This is a genomic window from Actinomadura verrucosospora (assembly GCF_039540335.1).
Lineage (GTDB): Bacteria > Actinomycetota > Actinomycetes > Streptosporangiales > Streptosporangiaceae > Spirillospora > Spirillospora verrucosospora.
In genome coordinates this window covers 1-624 of sequence record NZ_BAABEV010000116.1, presented here as the reverse complement: position 1 = coordinate 624, position 624 = coordinate 1, and the positions used below count along the sequence as shown (strand labels likewise).

The following is a 624-nucleotide window of genomic DNA, read 5'->3' as shown; positions in this document are numbered from 1 at the left end:
ATATATCGCGAGGTAATTCCTAACAGCGGCGACTTGCGGGTGATCTCGAAGAAGATCGTCGACATGCGGAACACGTGGCTGCACTTCAGCGATGAGCCGTCTGCCGCACAGCTACGGGAAGCGGCGGATCTCGTGCGGGCCTTCGGCCAGAAGGTTTCCATGGGGATCCAGGGTCCCGCAGCGCGGATGATGAAGCGGATCGATCGAATCCGATCCGGGCAGTATCAGGCCGCGGCATCCGAGCCGCAGACCCCGGCACAGCCCGAGCCTGCGTCGAACGGCGGGGACGAACCGCCCGCTGAAGTCGAGCTCGAGACGGCGGAGCGTCCGAGCCGCCCTCCGATTGGCGGGCTGTGGCGTGGGGACATCCCTGAACGTCGCGTCAGGGTGACGCGAACGCGGGACGTCGTGGATGTTCAGACAGGCCGCTCCCTGCGGTCCGAGGTCGATGGGAGCTTTTCCGAGAAGCTTCGCCAGTGGACGTCCGCGCAGCCGATGGGGGAGCTCTGGGTCGACGCAGATGGCGCCGTAGGCGGCTTCATCGATGGCGAGGAGCGTCTGCTCGGCTACACCGGGCCCGACCCCGCCGGCGAGATCGCGCGCGGCTTCCTGGTGCGTCACTAC

1 protein-coding gene is annotated in these 624 nt (G+C 66.7%); it reads left to right on the top strand.

Annotated features, from left to right (window positions below; genetic code table 11):
* Window positions 1-39: 39 nt before the first annotated feature.
* Window positions 40-624, top strand: a 585-nt coding sequence (locus tag ABD944_RS42190; RefSeq protein ID WP_345187895.1) for a hypothetical protein, incomplete at its 3' end; no start/stop codon positions are given.